The 19,475-nt window shown below is 44.5% G+C and carries 18 protein-coding genes and 1 tRNA gene; 14 read left to right on the top strand and 5 right to left on the bottom strand.

Annotation, left to right across the window (positions count from 1 at the left end; genetic code table 11):
- Positions 1-32: 32 nt before the first annotated feature.
- A complete protein-coding gene (locus KFE98_06475) occupies positions 33-809 on the top strand; it encodes a DsbA family protein (GenBank protein ID UTW63781.1) in 777 nt (258 codons plus the stop codon).
- Between the two features lie 105 nt (positions 810-914).
- Here KFE98_06475 and KFE98_06470 read toward each other — a convergent pair whose 3' ends face one another.
- Positions 915-3,722, bottom strand: a complete 2,808-nt coding sequence (locus KFE98_06470; GenBank protein UTW63780.1) for a bifunctional aconitate hydratase 2/2-methylisocitrate dehydratase — start codon at positions 3,720-3,722, stop codon at positions 915-917.
- Positions 3,723-4,007: 285 nt separating this feature from the next.
- On the opposite strand from KFE98_06470, the gene KFE98_06465 reads away from it, so the two are divergent.
- A complete protein-coding gene (locus KFE98_06465) occupies positions 4,008-6,251 on the top strand; it encodes a gliding motility-associated C-terminal domain-containing protein (GenBank protein UTW63779.1) in 2,244 nt (747 codons plus the stop codon).
- Here the strand turns inward: KFE98_06465 and KFE98_06460 are convergent.
- Complete coding sequence (locus tag KFE98_06460; GenBank protein ID UTW63778.1) at positions 6,230-7,231, bottom strand: adenosine kinase; 1,002 nt, start codon at positions 7,229-7,231, stop codon at positions 6,230-6,232. The two genes, KFE98_06465 and KFE98_06460, sit on opposite strands and share 22 nt — an antisense overlap.
- 114 nt (positions 7,232-7,345) lie before the next feature.
- Here KFE98_06460 and KFE98_06455 point away from each other — a divergent pair.
- The 4 genes from KFE98_06455 (at position 7,346) to KFE98_06440 (ending at position 11,170) form a co-directional block, all read left to right on the top strand.
- Positions 7,346-7,419 (top strand) — tRNA-Asn (locus KFE98_06455).
- Between the two features lie 378 nt (positions 7,420-7,797).
- Entirely contained in the window at positions 7,798-8,082 is a 285-nt protein-coding gene (locus tag KFE98_06450; GenBank protein ID UTW63777.1) for a hypothetical protein, read from the top strand.
- Entirely contained in the window at positions 8,079-10,238 is a 2,160-nt protein-coding gene (locus tag KFE98_06445) for a hypothetical protein (GenBank protein UTW63776.1), read from the top strand. The genes KFE98_06450 and KFE98_06445 overlap by 4 nt, the downstream gene beginning before the upstream one ends.
- Entirely contained in the window at positions 10,187-11,170 is a 984-nt protein-coding gene (locus tag KFE98_06440) for a gliding motility-associated C-terminal domain-containing protein (protein UTW63775.1), read from the top strand. The genes KFE98_06445 and KFE98_06440 overlap by 52 nt, the downstream gene beginning before the upstream one ends.
- A 7-nt stretch (positions 11,171-11,177) precedes the next feature.
- On the opposite strand, the gene gatA is transcribed toward KFE98_06440, so the two are convergent.
- Complete coding sequence (gatA, locus tag KFE98_06435) at positions 11,178-12,596, bottom strand: Asp-tRNA(Asn)/Glu-tRNA(Gln) amidotransferase subunit GatA (protein UTW63774.1); 1,419 nt, start codon at positions 12,594-12,596, stop codon at positions 11,178-11,180.
- A gap of 74 nt (positions 12,597-12,670) precedes the next feature.
- On the bottom strand, positions 12,671-12,838 hold the full coding sequence (locus tag KFE98_06430; protein UTW63773.1) for a twin-arginine translocase TatA/TatE family subunit: 168 nt from the start codon (positions 12,836-12,838) through the stop codon (positions 12,671-12,673).
- Between the two features lie 111 nt (positions 12,839-12,949).
- Here KFE98_06430 and KFE98_06425 point away from each other — a divergent pair, with 111 nt between their 5' ends.
- From KFE98_06425 to atpG, 8 genes are all read left to right on the top strand, one after another.
- Complete coding sequence (locus KFE98_06425) at positions 12,950-13,153, top strand: AtpZ/AtpI family protein (GenBank protein ID UTW64655.1); 204 nt, start codon at positions 12,950-12,952, stop codon at positions 13,151-13,153.
- Entirely contained in the window at positions 13,134-13,526 is a 393-nt protein-coding gene (locus KFE98_06420; GenBank protein ID UTW63772.1) for a hypothetical protein, read from the top strand. Before KFE98_06425 ends, KFE98_06420 begins: the two co-directional genes overlap by 20 nt.
- A gap of 269 nt (positions 13,527-13,795) precedes the next feature.
- The gene (gene atpB, locus KFE98_06415) at positions 13,796-14,935 is read left to right on the top strand and encodes a F0F1 ATP synthase subunit A (protein ID UTW63771.1); all 1,140 of its coding nucleotides are present in this window, start codon (positions 13,796-13,798) and stop codon (positions 14,933-14,935) included.
- 39 nt (positions 14,936-14,974) lie between these two features.
- Complete coding sequence (atpE, locus tag KFE98_06410; protein UTW63770.1) at positions 14,975-15,187, top strand: ATP synthase F0 subunit C; 213 nt, start codon at positions 14,975-14,977, stop codon at positions 15,185-15,187.
- Between the two features lie 81 nt (positions 15,188-15,268).
- A complete protein-coding gene (locus KFE98_06405; protein UTW63769.1) occupies positions 15,269-15,766 on the top strand; it encodes a F0F1 ATP synthase subunit B in 498 nt (165 codons plus the stop codon).
- Between the two features lie 2 nt (positions 15,767-15,768).
- A complete protein-coding gene (gene atpH, locus KFE98_06400) occupies positions 15,769-16,326 on the top strand; it encodes an ATP synthase F1 subunit delta (GenBank protein ID UTW63768.1) in 558 nt (185 codons plus the stop codon).
- A 30-nt stretch (positions 16,327-16,356) separates the two neighbouring features.
- Positions 16,357-17,940, top strand: a complete 1,584-nt coding sequence (gene atpA / locus KFE98_06395; protein ID UTW63767.1) for a F0F1 ATP synthase subunit alpha — start codon at positions 16,357-16,359, stop codon at positions 17,938-17,940.
- A gap of 52 nt (positions 17,941-17,992) precedes the next feature.
- Positions 17,993-18,877: an ATP synthase F1 subunit gamma gene (gene atpG, locus KFE98_06390; protein UTW63766.1), complete on the top strand. Its 885-nt coding sequence runs from the start codon at positions 17,993-17,995 to the stop codon at positions 18,875-18,877.
- An 82-nt stretch (positions 18,878-18,959) separates the two neighbouring features.
- On the opposite strand, the gene KFE98_06385 is transcribed toward atpG, so the two are convergent.
- Positions 18,960-19,475, bottom strand: coding sequence for a gliding motility lipoprotein GldH (locus tag KFE98_06385; protein ID UTW63765.1), 516 nt, complete (start codon positions 19,473-19,475; stop codon positions 18,960-18,962).

The following is a 19,475-nucleotide window of genomic DNA, read 5'->3' as shown; positions in this document are numbered from 1 at the left end:
TTTTGTTAGCGAATTGAACCAGAATAGAATTTATGTCGATTAAAACAGTGGTTATAGCTTGGGGAATGGTATTGTATTCCGTGCTTAGCACCATTGGGGCTTTTGCTCAGAAAAAGGAGGAAACCAAAATGAAGTTGATTTATGTTATGGACGCACAATGCGGATGGTGTTATGGAAATGGATTTAATATGGCCTCCATTTACCAAGAGTTTCAGGGGGATTATGACTTTGAATTCATCAATGGCGGTATGTGGTTGGGCAATCAAGCTCCAACGGCGGGTTCTCAAATAAGCAGTTACATTCAATCTCACTTGCCCCGGTTTGAATCTTACACGGGCATCATTGTATCCAATGAGTACAAGAGTTTGATCAAAGACTCCGACTACGTGATGAGTAGTTTAGAGCCCAGCGCAGCCATTGTGTTGTCCAAAAAGTTGGCCCCGGATCATGTATTTGAATTTGCCAAAGAAGTTCAATTGGCTCTTTTTGATCGGGGGATGCGTTTAAACGAGTTCGAGACCTATCTGCCCATCCTGGAAAAGTTTGACATAGACCCTAAAGAGTTCAAATCTCAATGGCTGAGTGAAGAGAACCTAAAGGCCACCTATGCCGAGTTTCAAAGCATCCAGGGAGTGGTCAATGGCTTTCCCGCCCTTATTCTTGAAGCCAATGGCCAAAAGCAATTATTGGCTTCTGGGTACTTTCAACTTGATGCCATGCGCAAGGCGCTCACCGAATTAAAACAGCAAGAGAAAACAGCCGTCAAAGCCGATGGAGCTTCCTGTGAGATTGGCGAGGATTGCGACTGATAAAAGGTAATTTACCGCATTGTTCCGTTGTCAAAAAAACGGACTTAATTCCAGCTAACCTCCCGAGGCTACGAATTCGATCCAGAAAAGAGCTCGAGCCTCAAATTAGTACGACAACAAGTGCCCTGGAGATGAGTTAGAACTCAACTTTTTTAGGGGAGGAGCAAATTTCGTCAACTTGATTCCTTCTACGGCCGCTTCATATTCTTCCATTGTTGGAGTTCGTCCAAGAATAGCTGATAATACGACTACGGGAGTAGAGGCAAGTAGCGATTCTCCTTTCTTACGATCAGAATCCGCAACCACACGTCCCTGGAATAGGCGGGTAGAAGTAGCCATAACCGTATCCCCTTTTTCCGCTTTTTCCTGGTTACCCATACAAAGGTTACATCCAGGACGCTCGAGGTACATCATATTTTCATATTCCGTACGAGCTGCGGTTTTTGGAGCGTTATCGTCAAACTCAAATCCGGAGTATTTTTCCAGTAATTCCCAATCTCCCTCTTCCTTCAACTCATCAATGATGTTGTAAGTAGGAGCGGCAACTACCAGCGGAGCATTGAATTCAACAGCACCATTCATTTTCTCCAGGTTTCTCAACATTTGGGCTACAATTTTGAGATCACCTTTGTGAACCATACAAGAACCAACAAAGCCCAGATCCACATTCTTTTCTCCGCCATAATAGGAAAGAGTTCTAATGGTATCGTGGGTGTAGCGCTTAGAAACGTCTTCATTGTGCACGTCCGGATCTGCGATCATCGGTTGAGCAATGGCATCGAGGTCAACCTCAAATTCAGCAAAGTACTTGGCGCTTTCGTCTGGAGTTAGAGCCGGCTTTTTACCTGATTGGATTTCGTCAATTCTTTCGTTGGCCTTATCAATGAGGCCTTGAAGAACTTTTCGGTCGTTGTCCATGCCCTTGTCGATCATGATTTGAATTCGACTCTTGGCAATCTCGAGCGATTCGATCAACGTGTCGTCTTGGGAGATACAGATAGAAGCCTTGGCTTTCATTTCTGCAGTCCAGTCCGTAAACGTAAAGGCTTGATCTGCCGGAAGTGTTCCGATGTGTACTTCGATTACTCGACCCTGGAATACGTTCTCTCCACCAAATTTCTTCAGCATTTGAGCTTGAGTAGCATGAACAACGTCGCGGAAGTCCATGTAATCTTTCATTTGCCCTTTAAAGGTCACCTTAACGGATTCCGGAATGGGCATAGAAGCTTCTCCCGTTGCCAGAGCCAGAGCGACTGTTCCGGAGTCAGCTCCAAAGGCAACACCTTTTGACATACGGGTGTGAGAATCTCCACCAATGATAATCGACCAATCATCTACCGTAATGTCATTAAGTACCTTGTGAATTACATCGGTCATCGCATGGTATTCACCCTTTGGATCACGAGCGGTAATGAGGCCAAAATCATTCATAAACTTCATGAGCTTAGGAATGTTTTTCTGGGCTTTAAAGTCCCAAACAGAGGCCGTATGACAACCCGATTGATAAGCACCATCTACGATGGGAGAAATCACCGTTGCGGCCATTGATTCCAACTCCTGAGAAGTCATCAAGCCAGTGGTATCCTGAGAGCCGACGATATTTACTTCTACGCGTACATCAGAACCTGAGTGTAAAATTTTGCCAGGAGTGTTTCCAACGGCGTTTCTATTGAAAATCTTTTCTACAGCCGTTAGACCTTGGCCTTCATGAGAAATCTCTTTAGAGGGAGCAAATACTGGAGGCACATCGATTCCAAGGGCCTTGGCAGCAAAAGTCTGAAGCTTCTTACCAAATACGATGGCATAAGAACCTCCCGCCTTCATGAATTCCATTTTTTGCGGCGTAAATGCGGCAGAAATATCTTTTAGTTCTTGATCTCCTGAGTAAAGCTTTTTGGTTTTGGTGTTAATGGTTAGCACGGTACCGGTGTCAATGGAGTAGGCTTGTTCCAATACGGGTTCACCCTCTTCGTCCACTACAAGATTACCATCCGCGTCATATTTCTTAACCCAGTTTTTTAGGTCAAGTCCAATTCCTCCGGTTACACCCACTGTTGTCAAGAAGATAGGTGATATGCCATTGGTTCCCGCAACGATGGGAGCAATGTTGATAAAAGGCACATAAGGGCTTGCTTGTTTTCCAATCCAAAGTGCCACGTTATTCACGCCCGACATTCGTGAAGATCCAACTCCCATGGTTCCTTTTTCAGCAATGAGCATTACTCGCTTATCCGGATGTTGTTCCTGAAGGGCGAGAAGTTCATTCTGACGCTTCTTATCATGTTCAAACATACACTGCCCATGAAGCTCACGGTCCGATCTGGAGTGAGCATCACTTCCTGGGGAGAGTAAATCGGTAGAAATATCACCAATACCCGCAACGTAGGTCACTACTTGAATTTCTTCCTCCAACTCCGGGAGATTGGTAAAGAATTCTGCCTGAGCGTAACTTTCGATGATTTCTCGAGCAATTTGGCTTCCGTTGTTGAACGCATTTTCCAATCGCTCTGTATCTGCTTCGTAGAGGAAAACTTGAGTTTTTAGAACCTTGGCAGCTTCTTGTGCAACTTGTCCTTCGTGATCCAGGGCTAAGTCCAAAAGCACCTCGATAGAAGGTCCCCCTTTCATGTGAGACAACTGCTCAAATGCAAATTCAGCACTCATTTCTTCTACTGAACACTGCCCCAGAATAATTTCCTTGAGGAACTTGGCTTTTACACCAGCAGCACTTGTGGTGCCAGGTAATACATTGTATATAAAGAAATTAAGAGAGTCTTTTCGGTGTTCATTATTGAGGTCTTTTATTTGCTCAATAACTTCAGCGAGCAATTCGGATCCATCAATTGGTTTTGGGTGAAGTCCTTGCCCCTTTCTTTCTTCAATTTCCTTCAGATATTCAACGTATAAACTCATACAGGCTCTATTCTATTTTGCAGCAAATACTATGCAGATTTTAACTTGTGCAAAAGTAAGAAATGCCATCCTTATTAAAAACCCATTAACTGGATGGAATATACAGGCTCAGAGTTACACGAAATTGAGGTAATAAAAAGCCGCAAAATGGATCCCCAGCTCGAGCTCCATCTTGGTTCTGAAGCGGACCTCCTTGGCTTGGCCTAACGCGATTCCAAAAATTGTTGTGGTAGTCAAAGTAACCGTTCAATTCGCTCGGCTGCGCGAATCTAAAACCAAGGGCCCATGAAAAAGACTTCCATGCTTGCTGACTCCCACCTGATAAAATGGACTTTAATGCTCTTTATGGCCATTACCGGCTTGCAGCTTTTGGCCCAAAAAGAAACCAATTACTGGTACTTTGGAAAACATGCAGGACTCAACTTCAACAAGATAACGAATGGCTTGCCCGAGGTTTTGAGCGATGGAGAGATGTATGCTTACGAAGCCAATGCTACCCTGTCTGATAGAAACGGCAACCTGCTGTTTTACACCGATGGCCGCTACGTCTTTGACGCCAATCACGATACCATGCCTAATGGAAAGGGACTTTTAGGAAATATGTCCTGTACGCAATCCATCATTGTTCCAAACCCCGGAAATTCCAATAAGTTTTACGTTTTTCACAACGATTACCACGCCTATGTTCGGTCGGTCGGATTTTCATATACGGAGGTGGACCTGTCTTTAAGAGGAGGATTGGGTGACGTTATCCCGACTTCCAAGAATATCAGTTTAGCCGATACGATTGCCGAACGGATTGCTGCTGTGAAGATGAAAGGAAGGAATGGCTATTGGGTGGTAGTGCACAAGTACCAGGAAAATGGACGCCCAACCAATGTATATCTGTCCTATGAGGTTACCTCAGCCGGAGTAAATCCAGTTCCGGTAGTGTCTCGAATTGGTCCTATTCCTACAGGAAACGTGGATTATGTGGGCGCTTTCAAGTTTAGTGGTTGCGGAGATAAAATTGCTACAGCTTTTGAAGGTGGAACCGTCATTCTAATGGACTTTGATGCCTTTACCGGACAGTTTAGCAATGCGAGATCCCATAAAATCACGATTGGGACGCATCGTGTACGTACGTATGGAATTGAGTTTTCAGAAGATGGAGACTTGCTTTATGTAGGGGTTGAGGTCAGAAACGATCAAACCAAAACCAAGATTTTACAATATTCAGCTACCTCTACCACATCCGCAGCCTTTTCCCTATCGGCCATGGATATTACGGATCCGATGTTGGAGAGTATTCGTGGAATGCAGCGAGGGTCCGACGGTAAAATCTATTTCGTCTACGGTGGTGCCAACGTGCTGGGAATTCTTCACGATCCGAACGTCAGGGGAGTGGGCTGTAATCTGGATCCCAATGGACTGTCCTTACCAGGAAACACAGATGTAAACAATTCCCTGGGGCTTCCCAATTTTTTGTGCACGTTTTTTTGCCCTGATCCAAGGATTGAGGCTGAAGACTACTGCTTAGGCCAGCCAACGCTCGTAGAATTGGCGGGCAGCCTCGAACAAGTCGACTCCGTTCACTTCAACTTCGGTGATCCCAATAGCCAGAACAATTTCTCCAATGATGTAAAGAACGCTCATTTATACAGTGCTTCCGGTCGCTTCGACATTGCCGCAATTGTTTATTATACCTATGGCGGGGTAGTGGTTAGGGATACGCTTTATCGAACCATTGAGATCGTTGATGTTCCGCAGGATTTCTTGGGGCCAGACACCGTCATTTGCTTTGGTGACACCCTTACCTTAAACCAATCAGCTCATTCAGTTACCATCCTGGATGATCAAATGAATTCAGTAACAGCGGCGCATAGGGCTGGTACTTACTATGGAAAAATTGAAATTGACGGTTGCTTTGGCTACGATACCCTTGAGGTCGATAGCCTCCCTGCTACTACCGTAGTTTTAGGACCTGATACCCTGATGTGCAGAGATGAATTGGTACTTCAGCCCTATCGCCAGGATACCCTGTTTACTTACGAATGGCACGATGGGTGGAAAGAGCCACAACGAACTATAAATGCTCCCGGAGTTTATACCCTAACTGCTTCTGGGCCCTGCGGCCAGGCTATTGACACCCTTCTTGTTGAAGACGAGTGCCGCTGTGAGGTTTTATTTCCCAATGTATTTACTCCGAATGGAGATGGGTACAACGATCTATTCAAACCGGTTCATGATTGTGAGGTGGAGTATTTCCGGTTTACGATGTACAATCGATGGGGGCTCGAAGTCTACAGTTCAGCTCATGCCGTGCCCACATGGACAGGAGAGTTCCAGGGTAAGAAATGCACCAGTGGCGTTTACTTTTGGGAAGTCGAGTATCAGCAAAAAGACGAACCACGAAAAAGTCAGAGTGGACACCTTATGTTGATGGGGATTAGTTGGTCATCCCATCGAACCCGTAAACGATTTTCGAAAGTAGCTTCCTCGGCTATGCCGAATAATCAGCGAAACGATCAGGGAGTTTCAAACAAGTGATTCAGAATCTCTTTGGCTTGGTGCCATTTGAGACGTGGGCCAAATTGCGAAACGATTTTAGATGAGGCCAAACTTGCAATTTTTCCGGCTTCAGCGAAACTGTGTCCGTGTGTGATTCCATAAAGGAAGGCTCCAGCAAACATATCACCAGCACCGTTGCTGTCTACTGCATCAACAGGGTAAGGCTCAATGTCGATAAAGGTGTCGCCATCGAAAATCATAGCTCCATTTTTTCCTTGGGTAATGGCGAAACGCTTGGCTACTTTTTTGAGTTCTTCACGAGCTTCTTCAATGGTTTCTTTTTCCGTGTAGAGCATGGCCTCTTCTTCGTTGCAGAACAACAAATCAACAGACTCGCCTACTACCTCAACCATTTCGTTGCGGAAGTATTTTACCATACTTGGATCGGAAAAAGTCAAAGCGGTTTTTACACCATTTTCTTCGGCTACTTTCTTAGCTTCAAGGATGGCATTTCGGCCAGATTCGGAGGGAACCAAGTAACCTTCACAGTAGATGTAGGTGGAATTTTTGATGGCTTCAGCATCGATTTCAGCTTCCGACAAATCGGAGGTAATTCCCAAGAAAGTATTCATGGTACGCTCCGCATCAGGAGTCACCATAACCAAACACTTTCCAGTAACCCCTTCAGGAGCTGTTTCTGAAGTAAGCTTTGTGTCAACTCCATTCTCGCCCAAATCTTTGAGGAAGGCACTTCCAAAACGATCTTTAGCTACTTTACAAGAGTAGTAGCAATCTCCACCAAACTGGCTTGTGGCTACGATAGTATTGGCTGCAGATCCACCACCCGTCATCATGTGATCTTCGATATGGATCGCATCAATCAATTTTTTCTGGCGGTCTTCATCCACCAAAGTCATCAATCCTTTTTCCACTCCATGGGAATCCAAAAAGCTCTGATCTACTTCAAAAACCAAATCAATCAAGGCGTTACCTACGCCGTATACATCGTACTTTTTCATAAGCCAAAATTCGGTGCAAATATATTTGAGAAATGCACCTGAAAAACGATCTGGTCTTTTTTTAAAAAAAGGTTGCAAAGTTTCAATTTTGTGTTACTTTTGCCGTCCGCTAATTCCTCCTTAGCTCAGTTGGTTAGAGCATCTGACTGTTAATCAGAGGGTCCTTGGTTCGAGCCCAAGAGGAGGAGCGAAATACAGAATGAGAAGCGAGATTCGAAAACGGATCTCGCTTTTTTTATTTATATCCTTGATAACGAGGGTATTATTGTTCTTGGTTAAGCCTAAAACTAAGCTCCACATTGGGTTGTTTTTCCTTCTAACATTTCTAAGATCAGGTGATTTAAAAGCCTGAATTACCGCATTTAGGCCAATTCTTTGTCATTTTCCGTTGTCACTTTTAGAGATAATGGGCCTTTTTTGGGCGCAAATGATCTCGTGAGACTCGCAGGTTTTTAATCCAAAACGCATTTTACTCTTTTGTAATTGACCGGTCCCGCTTTGTATTTGGACAGCCCTTCTGTCATTTTTTGGGGAAGTTTGAATTTGAATCATTTCAAAAGAAAACCGTGCAATTTAAAAGATGGAAAGGGTCGGGCATTTTGCCCTTAAGGAGCTTGTGGCTCGTGCTTCTATTTTGCCTGCCGGCTTTTCTATTTGCCCAAAAAGAGGCCAATTGGTGGTATTTTGGAAATAAGGTTGGCTTAGATTTCAATTCCGGATCACCCACTCCTTATGCTAATGGAGGTATGGTGGCAACGGAAGGCTGCGCATCCATCGCTCATCGAAATACCGGGCTCTTCTGTTCTATTCCAATGGATCCACGGTTTGGAACCGTAACCATGCTCAGATGACGAATGGATTTGGCCTGTTGGGGCATTCGTCATCTTCTCAGTCTGCTGTAGTGGTTCCTTTTGTAAGTCAGCCGAACAAGTATTACCTGTTTACGGTGCCAACTACTCCCGCAGTAGGGGCTAAGTATTCGGTGGTGGATATGGCGCTTAATAATGGATTGGGTGATGTGGTCCTTGCTACGAAGAACACCTCTTTGACCAATTTTCCGGTATCGGATAAAATGAGCGCTGTTGCCCACGCCAATGGGAGGGATTATTGGTTGATGGTTCAAAATGAAAACACCTGGTCTTTGAATGCCTATTTGGTTTCCAGCTCCGGGGTTGCAGCTACGCCGGTTGTATCCTCCACTTCAGGTGGAGCTTCAGGGTCGGTTGGGCATTACGGTTGCATGAAGTTTTCCCCCAATGGTAAGTTCGTTTGCGCAGCCGTTGGTGCCTATCAAAGCCTTTACTTATATAGTTTTAACGCAAGCTCCGGTGCGGCAACTTCTCTGCTAAACGTGTCCAGCTTGGTCGACTACAATTTAATCTATGGAGTAGCCTTTTCCGCTAATTCCAAGGTGCTTTATGTGAGTACTTGGGGTCAGGTTTACCAGTTCGATTTAACCCAAACCACTTCTACCGCGATCTTGGCCTCCAGATATACCGTTGATACGCATTCGGTAACGACCGGCATTGGGGCTCAAATGCAATTGGCACCAGACAAAAAGATTTACATGTCCAATTTAGGCCAAACCTTTTTGTCTGTAATTGATAGTCCCAATTCACTTGGCTCATCCTGTAATTTTTCAAAAAATGGTTTGAATCTAACCGCCGGATCCAACTGTGCTTTTGGCTTGCCCAATTTTGTTCAAACCTTTTTGCTCAACCCAAAACTTCTGGTGGAGGATGCCTGTGATGGCCAGTATGTGAAAATAGCCTTGGAAGACACGTCAGGACTTGATTCAGTTTTATTCAATTACGGAGATCCTGCTTCTGGGGCATCCAACTATTCCAGGCAATATTTAGATAGCCATAAGTTTACCACGCACGGCAAGTTTTTGGTCACCACCTACACCTATTCCACCGATAATTTTGGCGTGGTAGTGACCGATACTTTGGTCGATTCGGTTCTGGTAGATCGTATACCGATTGTTTCCTTGCCAGGTGATACCATGATTTGTATTTGGGATTCGGTTGAGGCTAGGGTTACTCAAGCCGTGAAGTACGATTTACTTTGGAAGGATAGCAGCACTACTCATTTTTACACCGTTGATACCACCGGATCCCATTGGGTGGTGGCCAGCAATCATTGTGGTAGTTCCACAGACACCATTGTGGTAGATAGTCTATTCCTTCGAACGATTGATTTGGGCAAAGACACAGTGGTTTGTGAAGGAGATACTTTGCGGCTCACGGTTTCGGATACGGGGGCAACCTACCTTTGGTCCGATAGCAGTTCATTGCCCATTTTCGAAATGGATACCAGCGGATTGGTATGGGTGGAGACGGTTAACCAATGTGGGGTAAAAAGAGATTCTATTTATGTAGAGCTAAGAAGGGTTCCTGATTTTACGCTCGGGCCAGACACAACTATTTGTGCAGATTCCAATTACATCCTTGGTCAACCTCTCGAAAAAGGGGTGTCTTACCTGTGGGATAACGGGTGGAGCGGAGTTGCTCAGGTTTTGGCGAGAACCACTGGGATAAAGTGGTTGGAGAAAAGTACCGTTTGCGGAAGCCATCGCGATTCAGTTTTTATCCTCGTCCAGCAAAGGCCCAAGGTCACTTTGGGGCCAGATACAGTAATGTGTGCCGGAGATACCTTCTTGCTACACGTACTCGATTCACCGGCCACTTATACCTGGCAAAATGGGAGCTCAAATCGCAGCTTCGAAGTAACTAAGGATGGTATTTATTGGGTCGATTTGAAAAATGCTTGCGGCCAGGTCAGGGACTCGTTGAAGGTTGATGTGTTAACGGTTCCGGTTGTTCAGCTGCCTTCGGATACCGTATTGTGCCAAGGGGATTCCATTATGGTTGAAATGCCCAATCCGCAATCTGCCTATCTGTGGAGCGATGGAAGTAACCGGCATTTTTTACGCATTTCTTCTCCGGGTGTCTATTGGGGCGGGCCACCAACTCTTGTGGAGACGATCAGGATCAATTTACCGTGACCTATGAAAATTTACCCCAATTCAATTTAGGCCCCGATACTACGCTTTGTAATGAGGAGTGGGTTTCCATTGGAGCGGTTGTCCCCAATCAACCTAATTATTTATGGAGTGATGGATCTGTCACGCCTAAGATTCGTATCAACGCTGCTGGAACCTATACCTTAACGGTGACCAATTCTTGTGGTTCTTATAGGGCTCAAAAGACTGTAAGCATGCGGTATACTCCGCAACCGGATCTTGGGCCGGATCAGTTTATTTGTGAAGGGGAGGAACTTCGTCTCAAAACGGGGTTGACAGAATCTACCTTGGTGGGAGCGACCGTTAAATGGCAGGGCCGCCACGAGCGACATGAGATCAGTGCCAAGAATGAAGGAATTTGGCGAGTTGAAGTTTCCAATGATTGTGGAACCGGAAGGGATTCCATGGAACTTAATGTGCATCTTCTTCCAACCGCCAACTTGCCCAAAGACACCACTTTTTGCGATGCTGAATTGATCATTGATCTCACCGGTGAGGCGCTTGAAGTGGAATGGGATGATGGTCAGATCTCAGCCCGGCGCAGCATTCAGGAGTCAGGAAATTATGTATTTCATTTAACCGATGAAAATGGATGCCAGGCCACTGAACGAATTGCGGTAAAAAGATGTCCAGGCGAATTCTATTACCCCAATTCCTTTTCACCTAATGGTGATGGGGCCAACGATTTTTTTCGACTCTACCATTCTGGATTAAAGTCTTTTCACCTGACGATATATAACCGATGGAACGAAGTGATGTTTGAATCCTATTCGATCGATGAAGGGTGGGATGGACTCCGAGCCGATAATCAAACCCGATGCCCTTTAGGTCAATACATCTGGAAGGCAGAGTACAAGGAGGAAGTCAAAAATACAACCCGTGTAGTGACTGGAAAAGTATACCTGGTCAGGTAGGTCCGAATTAACCCTCCATCAACGTCTGGCTAAAGCCAAAGAGCTTTTTCTCCTCAAACATTCCGGTGACTACCTGCATTCCAAAAGGCAATCCATTGGAGTGGGTAAACAAGGGTAAGGAGATGCCAGGAGTACCGGCTAAGTTTGCTTGCACCGTGAAAATATCCTCCAGGTACATGGCAACCGGATCATGTGAATTGGCTCCAAATGCAAATGCGGTGTGAGGAGTCGTTGGCGTAACAATGAAGTCGTAATCCTTTAATATTTCCAGTGTACGATCTTGAATCATTCGGCGCACCTTTTGAGCCTTAGCGTAATAGGCGTCGTAATACCCAGCACTTAGCACGAAGGTTCCCAACATGATTCGACGTTTTACCTCAGGGCCAAATCCTTGAGATCGACTCTTGGTATAAGTCGTTGGAACGTCTGTTGCGTCTTCACTGCGGAACCCGTAACGCATTCCATCAAACCGAGACAGGTTGCTGGAGGCCTCTGCATTGGATAAAACATTATAGGTAGGAACCAAATGATCCAACAAAGAGAAGTCTACACCTTCCACCGTGTGGCCTTGCTCTCTCAACTGATCAAAGCGATCGAGGTGAGCTTGTTTGACCTCGGCGTCAATGCCTTCAGCAGAAAAGCAATCGTTGAGGTAGGCAATCTTATAGGTTTTTGATTCTTCTCTTTTGGAATAGTTGTCCACCGGTTGATCAGAGGCCGTGTTGTCAAAACTATCTTGACCAGCCATAACTTCCAACACCAATGCAGCGTCCTCTACCGAGTGGGCAAAAGGACCAATTTGATCCATGGAAGAAGCATAAGCGATGAGTCCGTGACGGGATACACGACCGTAAGTAGGTTTCATGCCGACAATGCCACAAAAAGAAGCCGGCTGTCTAATCGATCCTCCCGTGTCTGACCCTAAGGAAACCAAGCACATGTCAGCCGCAACAGCTACAGCAGAACCTCCTGAAGAGCCTCCTGGAACCAAAGATTCGTCCAGTGGGTTTTTTACCGGACCGAAGGCCGAATTTTCATTCGATGAGCCCATGGCAAATTCATCGCAATTTAACCGACCAATAAAAAGGCAGTCTTCCGCTTCAAGCCGCTCAACCACGGTAGCAGAATACAACGTTTCAAAACCTTCAAGAATACGAGAGGACGCCGAAAGCTTATGACCTGCATAGCAGATGTTGTCCTTAAGTCCCATGACCATACCCGCTAAAGAGCCAGCTTCACCCTGATCCATTTTTTGCTGGATCTGCTCCGCTTTTTCCAAAGCTTCTTCAGCCCATACTTCCAAAAAGGCGTTGAGTTGTTCTTTTTGCTCAATGTTGTTCAGGTAAAAACGAACCAGCTCGGGAAGAGTGTAGTTTCCCTCTTTAATGTGGCTTTGAACTTCCTGAAGTGATCTTGGTGCATTCATGTCGGTAAACAAGAAGGGGCAGACCTCGATTGTTATCGGGATATGCCCCTAATTTTATGGATTAGAAGGACCGCTTAGTCCTTTTTGTCATCAATTTTTTTGTCGTCTTCGCGGGTAGCATCTTTAAATTCCTTCATTCCGCTACCAAGTCCTCGCATCAATTCAGGGATTTTCTTACCCCCAAAAAGCAACAGGAGAACTACCACAATTAAAACTACTTGCCAAATGCCAATGCCGCCCATAACTTGAAATTATTGAATTTTCGGTAGGCAAAAGTAAGTAAAAATAAGGTGTAGCTTTGTTTTCAAATGACGGAATCAGAGGACGATAAAAAACCGGTTAAGAAGGGTATGATGGATGCCTATGCGCGTTATTCCTCTATGGCGATTCAAATGGCCTTGATTATTGGAGGTGGAACCTACCTCGGTAATTGGCTCGATAGCCGTTCGGAGTCTGATTTTGCGCTATGGACATTGATCCTATCACTTTCTTCTGTTATTCTTGCACTTTATATTGTACTCAAACAAGTGATCGATCATGGGAAAAGGGATGATTAGCTACGCGATTAAATTGGTAATAGCACTTGTCGTGGTCATTCCCGTGCATGCCTGGGCATTGAGTTTTGTCAGTGCTCTTGATACACTTGATTTTCTGGCAGACATTTCCGTGTATTACTTTTTGTTGATAGCACTATCTATTGCAGGGCAATTCCTGGGCCTTTACCTCATCAAAAACAATCCCGATTATGCGGGCATGTCTTTTTTGGGAATGGGGATGGTAAAAATGATGGTTTTGGTGATTGCGCTTTTGCCTAAAATGCTTCAAGATCCACCTGACAAATTTTTAGCCTTAAATGCGGTTGGATTATTCTTTGTTTTTCTCCTGCTCGATTCCTGGGCTATGATTGTGGAGATAAGAAAATTGAAGTAGTCCTTGCTGTCACTGGGTTGACGTTGGTTTTTGGTCATTTTTTGATGCAAAAATGCGCTTCAGGTAAAAGAACTTCTCCAAATCACTTCGGATCGGCCCTGAAATCTTAAAAAAAACACCAAAAAAACAGCTCTTATAAGTGGCTGTAAATCAGCTGAGAAAGTCTTTTTCTGGATTAAACTTATCAATTTCATTTGGGTAGGTGAATTTTAACTACATTTGCACCGAATTTTTGACCGCTACAAACGGTGATTTTTGAAGTAAATAAAATGCACAGAAAAAGTATTTATTTCTCGCTATCCCTGGCTCTCCTTGTATTTGTTGGATTTTCAGGGTTCTCAAACTCCCAGGAGGCCCCCGCCGACACATTAAATCCAGATCAAATCGTAAAAGAAATTGAATCGGCTGTTCAAGAGAAAGTCGAAGCTCTGGAAGAAGAGGCGTTTAATCCTAATGAAATGATTATGCACCACGTTTTGGATGCCCATGAATGGCACCTGTGGGGACATACTTCACTTCCATTGCCAATTATTCTTTGGGATGAAGGATTGCACATGTTTAGTTCTGCTAAATTTCACCATGGTGAAGATGTAGTTGAGAGCAACGGTAAGTACTACTTTGTTTATCATGAAAAGATTTACCGTACAGATGCTTCTGGCCAATTGAATATGGATGATCACGGTCACCCGACTAATGTGAAGCCCTTGGATCTGTCTATTACTAAGAACGTTTTCTCTATGTTGATTTCGGCCTTAGTGTTAATGTTGTTGTTCATGTCAATGGCGCGTTCATACAAAAAGAACCCTGGAGCGCCTAAAGGTTTGGCCGCTTGGTTGGAGCCTTTGGTGTTGTTCGTTCGTGATGAGATCGCTAAGCCTTACATTGGAGAAGCTAAGCACAGAAAATTCATCGGATTCCTTTTGACTGTATTCTTCTTTATCTGGGTAAACAACTTGATGGGATTGATTCCTTTCTTCCCAGGTGGAGCGAACCTAACAGGAAATATTTCGGTAACTGTTGTTCTCGGATTATTCTCCTTTATCATTATTAATGTATCTGGAAACAAGCACTATTGGGGGCACTTGTTTGATCCTATGGGGAGCAGCATGCCTTTAGTTGCCAAGATTCCATTGTACATCATTTTGGTGCCGATTGAAGTTGCAGGTATCTTTATTAAGGTTGCCGCTCTTATGATTCGTTTGTTTGCAAACATCACTGCAGGTCACATTATCGTGCTTTCCTTGATCGCCATCATCTTTGTAAAGAATAGTATCGGATGGGCTGGACTATCCGTGCCGATGACTTTGTTTATCTCAACATTGGAATTGTTGGTTGCTGCGTTGCAGGCCTATATTTTCACCATGTTGACTGCTTTGTTTATTGGACAGGCAACTCAAGATCATCATTAATTAAGTAAATAATTTGTATAACTATATAATTAATCTATCATGACAATTCCTGGAATCGCAGCAATCGGAGCCGGACTGGCCGTAATTGGTGCAGGTATGGGTATCGGAAGAATCGGTGGATCTGCAATGGACGCTATTGCACGTCAGCCTGAGCAAACTTCTAAAATCCAAACTAACATGATTATTGCCGCAGCTCTTGTTGAAGGTGTTGCCCTGTTCGCAGTGGTAGTTTCCTTCTTGGTTGCTGGTTAATTGGTTATTTAACATTCTCCCGTAACGGTTGGTTGCGGGAGAGTGTTGCTTTTTGATAAAAAACAGAAACAAGATATACAGATGAACCCATTAGTAACACCGGACTTAGGATTGATGGTTTGGACCACTTTGGTCTTTTTGATCCTGATGTTTTTGTTGGCCAAATTTGCCTGGAGACCTATTCTTAATGCAGTTAAAGATCGTGAAGATTCTATTCGCGATGCATTGCAAGCTGCAGATAAGGCCCGTGAAGAAATGTCTGCATTGTCGGCTCAAAATGAAGTACTGCTTAAAGAAGCTCGTGCTGAAAGAGACGTTATGCTAAAAGAAGCCCGGGAAACTCGCGACAAAATCGTTTCGGAAGCGAAAGGTGCAGCCAAAGAAGAAGCTGATAAAATGATTTCTTCTGCACGTGATGCTATTCAAACCGAAAAAGCAGCTGCCATGGCTGAGGTTAAAAATCAGGTAACTGAGTTGGCCTTGCAAGTAGCTGAAAAAGTGTTGCGCGAAGAATTGTCTTCCGAAGCTCGTCAGAAACAATTGGCTAACGACTTGGTAGCCGAAATCAAATTGAACTAATTATGGTTGCCAGTAAGGTCGCCCGGAGATATGCCAAATCATTGCTTTTCCTCGCTATGGAGCGTGGTGAGCAACAAGCGGTTTTTCAGCAGCTGCAGCAAGTAGCTAAGGTGGCTGAAGAAAATCGTGATTTGCGCATTTTGCTTAGTAGCCCGGTTGTTCAGAAAGATAAGAAGATCTCTATTCTTCAAACCATCTTCGCCGGTTCATTCGGTGAATTGCTCAATGGATTTGTAAGCTTGCTCACCAAGAATAATCGGGAGAGCTTGTTGCAGCAGATAGCTGTGGCTTACATGGAGCTTTACAAGGCAGAAAACAAAATTGTTTCGGCTCAGGTTACTACCGCCATCCCAATGGATGATGATTTCCGTCAGAGAATTCGCGGTGTAGTTGGTGCTCTTGACAGCAACGAGGTTGAAATCCTTGAAGATGTTGACGCAGAACTAATCGGTGGCTTGAAATTACGCATTGGTGACATCCAAGTGGATGCTTCAGTTGCCAGACAATTGAGAGAAATAAGAAATAAATTAACGAACGAAGATTATATCGTAAAAATGTAAGGGTCCTGCCCTACTAAATAAACAGTAATCATGGCGGAATTAAAACCTGCAGAAGTATCGGCTATTCTTAGAGAACAATTGGCCGGTTTTAAATCGGAAACTGAACTGGAAGAAGTGGGTACCGTACTTCAAGTTGGAGATGGTATTGCACGTATCTACGGATTGAACAACGTTCAGGCTGGTGAGCTTATCGAGTTTAACAACGGGTTGCAAGGGATCGTACTGAACCTGGAAGAAGACAACGTAGGTGCTGTATTGTTAGGACCTTCTACTGGTATTAAAGAAGGAGATACCGTAAAAAGAACAAACCGTATTGCCTCTATTAATGTAGGTGAAGGTATTGTTGGGCGTGTTGTTGACGCTTTGGGTGCTCCAATTGATGGTAAAGGACCTATCGAAGGAACTACTTACGAAATGCCTATCGAGCGTAAAGCTCCTGGGGTAATCTACCGTCAGCCGGTAAACGAGCCGATGCAGACTGGTATCAAAGCGATCGATGCGATGATTCCAATTGGTAGAGGTCAGCGTGAGTTGATTATCGGTGACCGTCAGACTGGTAAGACTACGGTTGCAATCGATACCATCATTAACCAGAAAGAATTCCACGATCGTGGAGAAACAGTATACTGTATCTACGTAGCTTGTAGCCAGAAGGCTTCTACCGTTGCGCAGATTGTAAAGAAATTGGAAGACGCTGGTGCAATGGCATACACCACTGTAGTTGCGGCTAACGCTTCTGACCCTGCTCCAATGCAGTTCTACGCTCCATTTGCTGGTGCTGCGATCGGTGAGTTTTTCCGTGATACTGGACGTCCTGCATTGATCGTTTATGATGATTTGTCTAAGCAGGCTGTATCTTACCGTGAGGTATCTCTTCTTTTGAGACGTCCTCCAGGACGTGAGGCTTACCCAGGGGATGTATTCTACCTTCACTCACGTTTGTTGGAAAGAGCTGCAAAAGTGATCAAGGATGATGCAATTGCTGCTCAAATGAATGACCTTCCTGAAGCACTTCGTCCTTTGGTAAAAGGGGGAGGATCTTTGACTGCACTTCCAATTATCGAAACTCAGGCTGGTGACGTTTCTGCGTATATTCCTACCAACGTAATTTCGATTACTGACGGACAGATCTTCTTGGAGTCTGACTTGTTCCTATCAGGTGTACGTCCTGCGATTAACGTAGGTATCTCTGTATCACGTGTAGGGGGTTCTGCTCAGATTAAGTCCATGAAGAAAGTAGCTGGTACCTTGAAGCTGGATCAAGCTCAGTACCGTGAGCTTGAGGCCTTTGCCAAGTTTGGTTCTGACCTTGATGCTGCTACCACTCAAGTACTTGAAAAAGGTAAGCGTAACGTGGAAATCCTTAAGCAGAGAGAAAATGCGCCAATGTCGGTTGAAAACCAAATTGCGATCATCTACTGCGGTACTAAAGGATTGTTGTCTAACGTACCTGTGAGCCGAATCAAAGAATTTGAAGTTGAATACTTGAACTTCTTGCAAGACAAGCACAACAGTGTGTTGGAACAATTGAAGAGCGGAAAGATCTCTGAAGAGATTACCGATACACTTGAAAAAGTTGCAGCTGATCTTTCAGCTAAGTACAAAGAAGATTAATAAACCCAAGAGGTCCTGCTCCTAGAGTGGGACCCCTATATATTTTTCGATTATGCCCAGTTTGAAGGAAACCCGGACCAGAATCACCTCGGTGAATTCGACCATGCAGATTACCTCTGCCATGAAAATGGTATCGGCGGCCAAATTGAAAAAAGCCCAGGACAAAATCACGCAAATGCGTCCTTACGCCAGTAAGTTGGAAGAGATGCTTTCTCACCTGGCTGGAACCATGGCTGATATGGAGAACCCATTGGTGGTAGATCGTCCTGTAAAACGCGTATTGTTGATCCCTATTAACTCCAATCGTGGACTTTGTGGGGCTTTTAATGCAAACGTGATTAAAGGGGTAACGAAGTTGATTGAGAACGATTATTCGGACGCTCAAGTAACTCTTTTCCCTTTTGGAAAGAAGGCTTACGACTGGTTCAAGAAATCAGAATGGATGTATGCAGGTGGAAGTTTGGGAAATCCTGAGAACAATGCTCAGATTTATGATGACCTATCTTACGAAAATGCTGCATCTCGTTTTGAGCCCATTATGGATGCTTTTGCGGCTGGAGAATTTGATGAAGTAGTTGTGGTGTACAACCGTTTTAAAAATGCGGCGACTCAAATCACAACTGTTGAAAAGGTTCTACCCGTTTCTCCTATGGAAGAAGAAGATGCTTCACATGAAGTAGATTACATCTTCCAGCCCGATCAGGAAGAGTTGTTGGCTGACTTGATTCCAAGTGCCTTGAAAACTTCTTTCTACAAAGCTCTATTGGATTCTAACGCTTCTGAGCACGGTGCGCGTATGACGGCCATGCACAAAGCAACGGATAACGCATCTGATATGCTATCCGAACTTAAATTGACTTACAACAAAGCTCGTCAGGCGGCGATTACTACTGAGATCCTTGAGATCGTTGGTGGTGCAGAAGCATTGAAAGGCTAAGGTGTAAATAATAGGAATAATAGAAAAACCCCTTTCGGTTTCCGGAAGGGGTTTTTTAATGGTCAATTTTCAAGTTCAATTCTCAATCAACAACATTGAAAGTTGAAAATTCAACCTGAATATTGAAGGTTGTTCTACTCGGCTTTTTCCACCCGAAGGCCAACATCATAGATACCATCCAACTTGGCTTCACGCATACCTTGCTCCACTTCAAAGCGGTAAGTACCCGATTGGGGAATTGAATCTGTCGCTGAAACATGATCTGGTTGTTCACCATGTCCGACAAGCCTTCTCCGTACCATTTTCCGGACGGATCGGCCAAAATGAATTGAAAGGTATCCAGTTCCTGTTTTCCGCCCGGATAAGTGGTCTTAAAAAACGTGTATAAGTTGCGGTATCGATATGCCTTGCTGTTGCGAAGATTGAAATAGAGGTTATACTTCGCCAAGGTATCCTGAATCTCTACTTCAAAGTAGGGGCGATTCGCCACATCCCAAGTCGATTCGGGGATTTCCTGGTTCTCTTCATACAAACGCTTACTGTCGCAAGAGCTCAAGAATAGGGCCGCGGGTAAAACAAGCATCCAGAGATAGCGCAT

This window comes from bacterium SCSIO 12741 (assembly GCA_024398055.1).
In the GTDB taxonomy this organism is placed as follows: Bacteria; Bacteroidota; Bacteroidia; order Flavobacteriales_G; family Salibacteraceae; genus SCSIO-12741.
Note: the sequence above shows the minus strand (reverse complement) of the source record. Positions and strands in the feature narration are given on the sequence as shown.

Bases quoted from the DNA above. Each gene is read 5' to 3' on its own strand.
- gatA (UTW63774.1), bottom strand. From the start codon at position 12,596: ATGAATGCACCAAGATCACTTCAGGAAGTTCAAAGCCACATTAAAGAG.
- KFE98_06465 (UTW63779.1), top strand. From the start codon at position 4,008: ATGAAAAAGACTTCCATGCTTGCTGACTCCCACCTGATAAAATGGACT.
- atpE (UTW63770.1), top strand. From the start codon at position 14,975: ATGACAATTCCTGGAATCGCAGCAATCGGAGCCGGACTGGCCGTAATT.
- KFE98_06425 (UTW64655.1), top strand. From the start codon at position 12,950: ATGGATGCCTATGCGCGTTATTCCTCTATGGCGATTCAAATGGCCTTG.
- KFE98_06385 (UTW63765.1), bottom strand. From the start codon at position 19,475: ATGCGCTATCTCTGGATGCTTGTTTTACCCGCGGCCCTATTCTTGAGC.
- atpB (UTW63771.1), top strand. From the start codon at position 13,796: ATGCACAGAAAAAGTATTTATTTCTCGCTATCCCTGGCTCTCCTTGTA.
- atpG (UTW63766.1), top strand. From the start codon at position 17,993: ATGCCCAGTTTGAAGGAAACCCGGACCAGAATCACCTCGGTGAATTCG.
- KFE98_06405 (UTW63769.1), top strand. From the start codon at position 15,269: ATGAACCCATTAGTAACACCGGACTTAGGATTGATGGTTTGGACCACT.
- KFE98_06475 (UTW63781.1), top strand. From the start codon at position 33: ATGTCGATTAAAACAGTGGTTATAGCTTGGGGAATGGTATTGTATTCC.
- KFE98_06430 (UTW63773.1), bottom strand. From the start codon at position 12,838: ATGGGCGGCATTGGCATTTGGCAAGTAGTTTTAATTGTGGTAGTTCTC.
- atpH (UTW63768.1), top strand. From the start codon at position 15,769: ATGGTTGCCAGTAAGGTCGCCCGGAGATATGCCAAATCATTGCTTTTC.
- KFE98_06470 (UTW63780.1), bottom strand. From the start codon at position 3,722: ATGAGTTTATACGTTGAATATCTGAAGGAAATTGAAGAAAGAAAGGGG.
- atpA (UTW63767.1), top strand. From the start codon at position 16,357: ATGGCGGAATTAAAACCTGCAGAAGTATCGGCTATTCTTAGAGAACAA.
- KFE98_06445 (UTW63776.1), top strand. From the start codon at position 8,079: ATGACGAATGGATTTGGCCTGTTGGGGCATTCGTCATCTTCTCAGTCT.
- KFE98_06460 (UTW63778.1), bottom strand. From the start codon at position 7,231: ATGAAAAAGTACGATGTATACGGCGTAGGTAACGCCTTGATTGATTTG.
- KFE98_06420 (UTW63772.1), top strand. From the start codon at position 13,134: ATGGGAAAAGGGATGATTAGCTACGCGATTAAATTGGTAATAGCACTT.